The sequence below is a fragment of the uncultured Helcococcus sp. genome, assembly GCF_946998255.1.
In the GTDB taxonomy this organism is placed as follows: Bacteria; Bacillota; Clostridia; order Tissierellales; family Peptoniphilaceae; genus Helcococcus.
Genome location: NZ_CAMPYN010000043.1, coordinates 1 through 9,486 on the forward strand (window position 1 = coordinate 1; position 9,486 = coordinate 9,486).

Annotated in this window: 10 protein-coding genes; 3 read left to right on the forward strand and 7 right to left on the reverse strand. The window is 30.1% G+C overall.

The genetic code is table 11. The annotated features are described in order from the left end of the window. Window positions 1-776: 776 nt before the first annotated feature. Window positions 777-2,105, forward strand: coding sequence for an AAA family ATPase (locus tag Q0U66_RS04475; RefSeq protein ID WP_297377872.1), 1,329 nt, complete (start codon window positions 777-779; stop codon window positions 2,103-2,105). Window positions 2,106-2,260: 155 nt separating this feature from the next. Here the strand turns inward: Q0U66_RS04475 and Q0U66_RS04480 are convergent, their stop codons facing one another. The 7 genes from Q0U66_RS04480 to Q0U66_RS04510 form a co-directional block, all read right to left on the reverse strand. Further along, a complete protein-coding gene (locus Q0U66_RS04480) occupies window positions 2,261-3,112 on the reverse strand; it encodes a Cof-type HAD-IIB family hydrolase (protein WP_297377875.1) in 852 nt (283 codons plus the stop codon). Between the two features lie 141 nt (window positions 3,113-3,253). Next, window positions 3,254-3,481 (reverse strand): heavy-metal-associated domain-containing protein, encoded by a 228-nt coding sequence (locus Q0U66_RS04485; protein WP_297377876.1) that lies wholly within the window; start codon window positions 3,479-3,481, stop codon window positions 3,254-3,256. A 1-nt stretch (window position 3,482) separates the two neighbouring features. Continuing rightward, a complete protein-coding gene (locus tag Q0U66_RS04490; RefSeq protein WP_297377877.1) occupies window positions 3,483-5,342 on the reverse strand; it encodes a heavy metal translocating P-type ATPase in 1,860 nt (619 codons plus the stop codon). 1 nt (window position 5,343) lies between these two features. Then, entirely contained in the window at window positions 5,344-5,625 is a 282-nt protein-coding gene (locus tag Q0U66_RS04495) for an iron-sulfur cluster repair di-iron protein, ric (protein ID WP_297377878.1), read from the reverse strand. A gap of 82 nt (window positions 5,626-5,707) precedes the next feature. After that, window positions 5,708-6,373, reverse strand: coding sequence for a Crp/Fnr family transcriptional regulator (locus tag Q0U66_RS04500; RefSeq protein ID WP_297377880.1), 666 nt, complete (start codon window positions 6,371-6,373; stop codon window positions 5,708-5,710). Between the two features lie 15 nt (window positions 6,374-6,388). After that, entirely contained in the window at window positions 6,389-7,276 is an 888-nt protein-coding gene (locus Q0U66_RS04505; protein WP_297377883.1) for a GNAT family N-acetyltransferase, read from the reverse strand. A 106-nt stretch (window positions 7,277-7,382) separates the two neighbouring features. Further along, on the reverse strand, window positions 7,383-7,814 hold the full coding sequence (locus Q0U66_RS04510) for a hypothetical protein (RefSeq protein WP_297377885.1): 432 nt from the start codon (window positions 7,812-7,814) through the stop codon (window positions 7,383-7,385). 336 nt (window positions 7,815-8,150) lie between these two features. Here Q0U66_RS04510 and Q0U66_RS04515 point away from each other — a divergent pair, with 336 nt between their 5' ends. Then, window positions 8,151-8,897, forward strand: a complete 747-nt coding sequence (locus tag Q0U66_RS04515; protein WP_297377888.1) for a hypothetical protein — start codon at window positions 8,151-8,153, stop codon at window positions 8,895-8,897. Between the two features lie 243 nt (window positions 8,898-9,140). Further along, on the forward strand, window positions 9,141-9,486 hold a 346-nt coding region (tnpA, locus tag Q0U66_RS04520), incomplete at its 3' end, for an IS200/IS605 family transposase (protein ID WP_297377892.1).

Here is a 9,486-nt window from a genome sequence, read left to right on the forward strand (position 1 = left end):
ATAGAATCTTGTATTTTGAATGGTTTGGGATATATCGGACGTTTGGAAAAGAAGAATGGGAGTAAAATTGTGACAAGTCACAATTTTACGTCATGACACGACAAGCACGAACAAAGTGAAGTGCGAGTCGATGTCTGGCCCTTCTGTAGCAAAATAAAAATAATGCGACCGAGTAGGGAGCATTTTTTTATTTTGTCGCTGAATGGGATTGAAAATTACGAAGTAATTTTCAAAGAAAGAAAAATAATACTTAAATAAACGTTCTGCCCTTCGTCATTGAATGAATAAAAATTCGACCGAGTAGGGAGCATTTTTAGAATGAGATGTGAATGGGAGTAAAAACATTGCGAGCAATATTTTTACTTGCGAGGATATGAATAGTAGTCACTTTTTGGTCTTTGTTGAGAGCTATAAAAACGATTATTTAAAGACAGCACATTTTGAAAGTAATGGTATAATGTATTGAATAAAAATTTAGAGACAACACATATTTTAGTAAGAAATCAAATGTGTTGTCTCATTTTTTAAATACAACATAAAATTTTAAAATAGAAAGAAAGTGTTGAAAATAGCATGAAAATGCTGGTTGGCATATTTCTATAAAATAATAGTATATATGTATAAACAAATACTCAATTAGAAATATCAAAATATTATATGGCGGATTAGTAGTAAGTTAACTCAAAATATAATGCGGATTTGTAGTAAAATAGGTATATATTAATTGCGGGTTTGTGATAAAATGAGTATAATAAATTGCGGATTTGAGGTGAAATATGTTAAAAAGAAAAATTTATTCGAAATTAGTTGATTGGAAGAAAAATGATAAAGGTAAGACTGCTCTTTTAGTAGAGGGTGCGAGACGTATCGGAAAGTCTACAATTGTGGAAGAGTTTGCGAAAAAAGAATATGATAGCTACATTTTAATAGATTTCGCTTTTGCATCTGAAGAAATACATGATTTATTTAAGAACATAAATGATTTAGATTATTTTTTTATGCAATTGCAATTGTTTTTTGGTGTTAATTTAGTGGAAAGAAATTCGTTGATAATTTTTGATGAAGTACAATTTAATCCGTTGGCTAGACAATCCATAAAGAAATTAGTGGCAGATGGTAGGTATGATTATATAGAGACGGGTTCACTAATTTCAATTAATAAAAATATTAAAGATATATTAATACCTAGCGAAGAACGAAGAATTAATATGTATCCCATGGATTTTGAAGAATTTTTATGGGCTATTGGAGATGTTTCTACTGTTGAAATCTTAAAAAAATTTTACAATGAAAAGAAACCATTAGGAGAAAAGATTAATAGAGAAATATTGAGAAAATTTAGATTATATTTGATTATTGGTGGAATGCCACAAGCAATTATTGAGTATTTGGAATCTAATAATTTAGAAAAAGTAGATCAAGTTAAAAGAAATATAATAGATTTGTATGAAAAAGATTTTTATAAGATAGACAATAAAGGTAAAATTTCTTCTTTATATGATGCTATTCCTAGTGAGCTTAATAAACATACCAAAAGTTATCAAATATCAAGTGTTTTACCAAATGATAGAAGAGATACTATTTCAGATGAGTTGATAGAACTTATCGCCTCTAAAACTGTCCTGCCTTCTTATAATGTGTTGGATCCTAGTGTTGGACTTTCAAGTATGTATAATAAGAAAAACTTTAGATTATACAATTCTGATACGGGGTTAATGATTACAATGATGTTTAAGGATAAAGAGTTTACAGAGAATAGTATTTATAAGAAGTTATTATCTGATAAATTGCCCGCAAACTTAGGAATTGTTTTTGAAAATGCAGTAGCTCAAATGTTGGCAACAAAAGGTCATAATCTTTATTATCATACTTATTATGATAAAAAACAAAAAAGAAATTTTGAAATAGACTTTATACTTTCTGATGGAAGCAAAATTGCTCCAATCGAGGTAAAATCTTCTAATTACAGAGTTCATAAATCATTAGATAGATTCAGTCTGAAATATAATAGTAGAATATCAAAGAAAATAGTGCTACATACTAAAGATTTAAGGGTGGTTGGAGATATATTATATTTACCTGTGTATATGGGGATATTTTTATAAAAATGAATAGTTTAGATTGGATTAGAAATAGAAGCTCTGGTCTATATTTCTGGAGCTTTTTATATTTAGACATTAGTTTAAATATTCTAAAAGAATAGTTAAACATAGCCAAAGTCTAGGAGATTTTTCCTAGACTTTGGCTTTTCTGTAAGCAACTACAAACTCTTTATTATCTCTATAGCCTCTGCAACCCCATGTTCATCATTGTTTGCAACATGGTGGGTAGCTAGATCTTTAATTTCTTGATATGAATTTTCCATAGCAAAACCATAGTCAGCCATTTCAAACATTTCTAAGTCGTTTAAGCTGTCACCGATAGCTATTCTTACTGAATCATCTAATTGCAAGTAATCTTCCAAGTGTTTAAATACCATTCCCTTATTTACATGTGCTGGAACAATCTCCAGATTTGTTCTTTCAGATTCTGTAGCATAAACCCCATCTAGCTTTGATAGTTTTTCTTGGATTTCTAGCTTGATTTCATAAATTGGTAGGTACATGAAAAACTTAAAGATATCAAAATCTTCTTCATCAAACATTGCATGGAAATCATCGATCTCTTTTAAATGATCTGCTAGAACATTCTTTTTGTAATTTTCAAAAGAGTTAAATTCTTCTTCAGTTAAAACATGTGCAGAACTTTGAAACAATTTTTCTAACCTATCAACATGGTCTTTTTCACCAAACCTACTATTCTTGTTATATGTTAAAAATGGTTGGTCTTTAATAGTTTCATATATATTTTTAGCCTGGTCCTTTGTAAAAGGAAGCTCAAATATGAGCTCTTCACCCTTGTAAGCAAGACCACCATTTGACCCAACATAGGCTATATCAAGATCATATTTATCAAGTAATTCTTTTATATTAAAGGCAGGCCTACCTGAACAGATAAATACAAAATAGTCATCATCATTTGCTATAGACCTCAAGGCTTCAACATTTTCTTTGCTAATTTCTTTTTGTGAATTCAAAAGCGTGCCGTCTAAATCAATACCGATTAATTTCATTCTTCCTCCCATAATTTATAATCTTTAGATAATTATATCAAAGTATAAGGAAGAATACTTGTAGGCCAATGTTAAAAATAGTTTAAATAATAAATAACCTCAAAATTCATTGGTGAACTTTGAGGTTAAGCAATCATTTAATTAAGATATCTTTATAGATAAGACATCATATCCTAAAGACCTTATCTTATTTTCAACTTCTTTAGAGTCTAAGACATTCTCATCAAAGTTTAATTTAACCTTAGCTGAGTTAAATAATACTTTTACACTGTCCTTATCAACACCTTCCAAACTTTTCACACCCTTTTCTATTTTTTCAAGACATGATGGGCAGGTTAATGTTTCTAATTGCATATTTAATTTTTTCATTTTATTCTCCTTTATTTTTATTATTTCTAATCAATCTCATACCATTCAATATAACTAAAAATATACTTGCTTCGTGGATTAGCATTCCTAAGGACATATTCAACCAATTATTGAATAATAGGGAGTATAGTAGAAAGAATACTACAAATACCGCTATAAATATATTTTGGATCATATTTGCATGAATTTTTTTTGATAGTTTGTGGGCATATTGTATTTTTCTAATATCAGAATTCATCAAGACTATATCTGATGTTTCGATGGCAATGTCAGTACCATTTCCCATGGAAATACCTACATTGGCTAGAGACAAGGATGGACTGTCATTTATACCATCACCTATAAAGGCGACTGTGTGACCATTGTCTATAAGTTTTTTTACATATTTAGATTTGTCTTGAGGTAAAAATCCTCCATAGCCCTTTGTCAGACCTATTTCATCACATACAATATCAACAGTCTTTTGATTATCTCCAGATAGCATTATTAAATCTTTAATACCTTCTTTTTTGAGGTCTTCAATAGTATCTTTAGCTTCTTCTTTTATTTTATCTCTGATTAAAATCAAACTTTGCAGTTTATCATCATAAGCCATCAAGATGATAGAATAGGCTTGGTTTAAATATTTGTCTATATCATTTTTTTGCTTGTCTGATAGTTCAATATTTTCTTTTTCTATTAAGGAAAGATTTCCAACAATTACCTTCTTATCTAAAACTTTAGCAATGATTCCTTTTCCTTCTACAACTTCCGTACCATCTGTTTCATAATAGGAATGGTTTTCATATTTTTCTATGATTGCCTTGGCTAGGGGATGGTCTGATTCTCTTTCTACACTCAAGAGCATGCTGATATTTTCAGACTTTTCATCTGTGTAAAATATATGGTCAATTACTTCAGGGTGACCCTTAGTAATGGTTCCTGTTTTATCAAATATTACTGTATCGATTTTGCTAAAGTCTTTGATCACCTCACTAGTCTTAAAAAGTATTACATTTTTAGCTCCATTACCGATACCTGCAACATTTGATACTGGTACTCCTATTACCAAAGCCCCAGGACAACCTAAGACCAAGATTGTTATTGCAAGTTCTATATCTTTAGTAAATATATAGACTAGAAAGGCTAGCAAAAGAACTAAGGGAGTGTAGTACTTAGAAAAACTATTTATAAATTTTTCGGTTGCTGATTTAGAATCTTGGGCTTCTTCAAGCAATTCGATTATCTTACCAAAGGTTGTATCTTCTCCGATTTTTTCTGCTACTATTCTAACGGTACCATTTTCTAAGATAGACCCAGAAAAAACCTCATCGCCTTTTTCCTTTTTTATTAGCATAGATTCACCAGTTATGCTTGCTTCATTCATATATCCGACACCAGAGCTTACACTTCCATCAACAGGTACTTGAGAGCCGGTTTTGACCAAGATATCATCGTCTATATTTAAGTCGTCTATATCGACTTCTTCATGGTCGCCATCGCTATTTATCCTTATAGCTGTTTTGGGTGACATTTCTATTAAACTCTTAATGGCGGACCTTGTATTATTTAGAGTTTTTTGTTCTAGATATGATCCAAATATAAATAGAAAGGTCACTATGCCAGATTCTTCATAATTTTTTATAATCAATGCGGCTATTACAGCTATACTTACCAAGACATCTATGCTTATTACTTTTATTTTTATAGATCCGATGGCCTGCATTAGGATGGGTAGCAGGGCTATGATTGAAGCTATAAGGAAGAATGTATCCTTTAAATAAGCATTATCAAATATATAACTGGATACCAATCCTGCGAATATGAGGATGGCACTTAAGACCATTATTTTGTTTTTGTTTTTAAATATAAGTCTGTTCATATTACACCATTAGTTCTTCATCAATCTTTTTTAACATTTTATATACAGCTTCATAAGTTTCGCAAGTGTCTTGTGGAATGGTGTAGTCATTTGTTATTTTTCGTAGATTAACAAAATCGTCCTCTAATTTTTCATGGTTTGAATTATCTAAATTTTCTTTTATAGAATTATATATCCTATCTACTTCAAATATTTCATCATGGTCTTTTCCATGTACTTTTTTAACTATAGGTAGATAAAAATCTAATTTTTCAAATAAGTCTTTGTTCTTTTTCCTATACATAAAAATCTCCTTTACTTTTTAGCCTATATACACTATAAGACAGAGGAGAATCTATTTCCTTGAGCTAGATCAAGTTTTTTATTTAATTGTCGATATATTCATTTAATTTTTCAACATCCAATATTTTTATCTTCCTATTGGTCTTTTCTATATAGCCCAAGTCTTCAAATTCCTTTAATTTTCTTGAAATAGTTTCTGGGCTAGTGGCCAAATAGTTAGCTAATTCCTTAGAAGATAGGTCTAGGTCAAATTCTTCTTGGTTGCTGCTATGGTAAATGTTTAAAAGATAGGAAGCTATTCTGGTATTTACATCTTCATAGGCATTGCTTAAGGATTGCTTTTCAGTCTCAACCAATTTATCGCTAAATTCTTTTAGTAAGTTTATAGCTATTGTTGGATTTTCCATCATGATGTTTTTGAAGTCATCTTTTTTGACTAGGCAGATAGAAGTTTTTTCAAGGGCATCCACATAAGTGTCCTGTATTTCATCAGAGAATAGGGTGTTTTGACCTACCACATCTCCAGCCTGTAGGACTCTTAATAGTTGCTCTTTTCCTGAATTTGTCAGCTGGTATTCTTTAACCTTTCCTTTTTCTATTACAAACATGCCAATTTGATTTACTGGAGAAAAAATGTTTTCACCCTTTTCAAATTCTCTATGGGTCAAGATAGCATCAATTTTCTTTAGGTTTTCTTCATCCAAGTGTCTAAAAATTGGGACTTGTTCTGCACAATATTTCTTTTTCATTTTTTCTCCTTTTATCTAAAACACTTCATTCATATCCCTAGCATCCAAGTAAAGGATTTTTGTATCTACCTTAAATCCAAGTTTTTCATAGAGATTTTTCGCCTTGGTATTTTCAGCATCTACAGCTATTTGGAAGTCTTTGGTATTTATATCTTCAAATGTTTTTATAGTTTTTGCAAGTAGCTTGTAGGCATAGCCTTGTCTTAAATATTCTTTTTTAGTTGCCACACTATACATATAGTTTACATCAGATGCAAAGTCAACCGATACCCTAGAGATTATATCCTTGTCATTTCTAAGGACATATATGTCCACCGTATCCGATTCAATACTCGCTATATTGTATCTTTCAGCTACCTCTATATCAGAATCAAAGGCTTCATGCGTCAATTGAGTCAGCTCATCTACATCTTTTAAAGAAGCCTTTTCAAAGATTAAGTCAGAATAATCCCAGGAATCATCCAAATCTTCCTGCTTGTATTTTCTTGATAATTGATACTCTTCTGATTCATACCTTGTTAGATTTAGATTTTCAAGTAAGTCAGGATTCTTATCCAAAAAGACTTCTTCTGTTACAAAAGAAACTGTATTTAACTTATATTCCTTAGTTTCTTGTAAGAATGTTTGGTAGAGGCGATTAGCAAGTCCTTGTCTTCTATAGGACGGATCAATCTTTAATTGGATTTCCACATCCTTGCTATCAGCATAGGTAGCCAATAGACCTATCAAATCATCAGACTCATTATATGCCAGGAAGAATGCAGGCATGTCCTTGTCAAAGTTGTAGTCACTAGCAAGATATGGGTCCCTGTAGGTGTGGTCGAATGTGTGGACTTTTTTTAGAAGTTTTTCGATGGATTTTATTTGATTGTTGCTTAAGTTGTTTGTTGAGGTTATTTGCATGGGGACCTCCTTTGGGGTTTTGGTTATATTAATATATAAAGAATAGCTATAGACATATTTCAATCTATAGCTATTTTATCACTTTAATAAAATTAGTTAGTTTATTCTAATCTCTATCAATTATTTCTTCTTGAATACTCTTATCGTTAATATTAATAGTCAATCTCCATTCTTCACCTTCCAATGGGAGAAAATGTAGAATTATAGGTTTATTTAAGTCAATATTCTGAACTTCATATTCTAAATCAATCTTTTCATTTTTTTCAATTTTAGTTCTATAATTGTGACGCTCATAATCAACTCCTACCATTATAGAATCATCTCCATCTTGAGTAGCATATGCGGTTATACCAGATCCTAAAAATGACCAAGCTTCTCCGTCATCTCTTCTGAGAACCCAATCGAAATTAACAGTTCCTTTACCATTTGATTTGACAGTAACATTTTTAAGCTCTATTCTTCCACCAACAGTAGCAAAGTAATGTTTGTATTCATCAGCCTCTATTTTTGTTTTCTTACCACAACCAACTAATAACATAATAACAGATAAAAATAAAATACTTAATTTTTTATTCAATGTTTACCTCCAAAATTTCTGATTATCATATTTGTATCAATAATATACTTATTTTGAATATATATTATTAATTCAATTATAGTCTAAATTATATAATAAGTAAAAATAATATATAACATAATTTAATATTATTAAAACATAAAGATATAAATAAACTAACTTTATAATGTTTTATTAATTCAAGTTATAATTATAATATTTTAAAATTTAGTATAAATTATAATTATACTAATGTTATTGTTTTCATATTCTCTATATGTTATATTATAAATAATAAATTAATAAGAAAGGATTATTATGGATAAATTTTCACCTGAGGTTATAGAGAAATTAGGATACTATGTATATAGACTTATTGATCCTAGAAATGGAAATACATTCTATGTAGGTAAGGGTAAAGGGAATAGAGTGTTTGCTCATGTAAAAGATGCTTTATCAGATTATGATGGAGAGGATTATACAGAGGTATACGAAGAAGACGCTATTGATGAAAAAATAAAAACCATAAGAGATATAAGATCGTCTGGTTTAGAAGTAATACATTTAATATGTAGATATGGTTTAACTGAAAAAGAAGCTTTTGAAGTTGAATCAGCTTTAATTGACACATATTTAGTATTAACAAATATACAGAATGGTCATTATTCAGATAGAGGTGTTAATAGTGCTGAAGTACTTGAAAGAGAGTTATGTTTGGAAGAGTATGAAGAGGTTGAAGGCATTAACTATATAATTATTAAAATAAAAAATGAAACAATACAGGACCAAGGAACTATTTATGAAGCTGTTAGAAAGCACTGGAAAATAAATAAAGAAAAAGCTCTTGATTATCCATATGTTTTCGCTGTAATTAACGGAGTAGTTAGAGAAGTTTATGAAGTGGAAAACTGGTTTAATTCTGAAGCAATAGAAGGTAGAGTTTACTTCGAGGGAGAAGTAGCTGACTCTGAAATAAGAAATCGTTTCATCAATAAGAGGATTCCTGATACTTATTCTAAAAAAGGTAATGCAAACCCTATACAATATAAAAGAGAAGATAACTAAAATTAAAGCATCTACACATGTAGATGCTTTAATCATATATTGTCACTTTAGTGAGTTGAGTGAACGTAAGTGAACGAAACAAAAAACCACCTGCTATGCAGGTGGAGGTCATAAAGCTTTAGCTTCAAGCACCAAAAAATCCTCCTTGATGTATAATTGTGATAATCACATGCACAATTAGAAAAGGAGGATGTTCTGGATAAGAATAGTTTATAACATACTAAATGGAGATGTAAGTACCATATAGTATTTGCACCAAAATATAGAAGACAAATAATATATGGTAAATTAAGAAAAGATATAGGAAGTATACTTAGAGAACTATGCTCACGAAAAGGAATAAAAATAATAGAAGCTGAATTATGTCCTGATCATGTTCACATGCTTGTTGAGATACCACCAAAATACAGTGTATCACAAATAATGGGATACCTGAAAGGTAAAAGTTCCTTAATAATATTTGACATACATGCGAGCTTAAAATATAAATATGGAAATAGAAATTTCTCGTGTCGAGGATATTATGTAGACACAGTAGGACGTAATGAAAAGAAAATAAAAGAATATATACAGAATCAGCTAAAAGAAG

Coding starts and splice junctions, on each gene's coding strand:
- Q0U66_RS04475 (WP_297377872.1), top strand. CDS start 777: ATGTTAAAAAGAAAAATTTATTCGAAATTAGTTGATTGGAAGAAAAAT.
- Q0U66_RS04480 (WP_297377875.1), bottom strand. CDS start 3,112: ATGAAATTAATCGGTATTGATTTAGACGGCACGCTTTTGAATTCACAA.
- Q0U66_RS04485 (WP_297377876.1), bottom strand. CDS start 3,481: ATGAAAAAATTAAATATGCAATTAGAAACATTAACCTGCCCATCATGT.
- Q0U66_RS04490 (WP_297377877.1), bottom strand. CDS start 5,342: ATGAACAGACTTATATTTAAAAACAAAAACAAAATAATGGTCTTAAGT.
- Q0U66_RS04495 (WP_297377878.1), bottom strand. CDS start 5,625: ATGTATAGGAAAAAGAACAAAGACTTATTTGAAAAATTAGATTTTTAT.
- Q0U66_RS04500 (WP_297377880.1), bottom strand. CDS start 6,373: ATGAAAAAGAAATATTGTGCAGAACAAGTCCCAATTTTTAGACACTTG.
- Q0U66_RS04505 (WP_297377883.1), bottom strand. CDS start 7,276: ATGCAAATAACCTCAACAAACAACTTAAGCAACAATCAAATAAAATCC.
- Q0U66_RS04510 (WP_297377885.1), bottom strand. CDS start 7,814: ATGTTATTAGTTGGTTGTGGTAAGAAAACAAAAATAGAGGCTGATGAA.
- Q0U66_RS04515 (WP_297377888.1), top strand. CDS start 8,151: ATGGATAAATTTTCACCTGAGGTTATAGAGAAATTAGGATACTATGTA.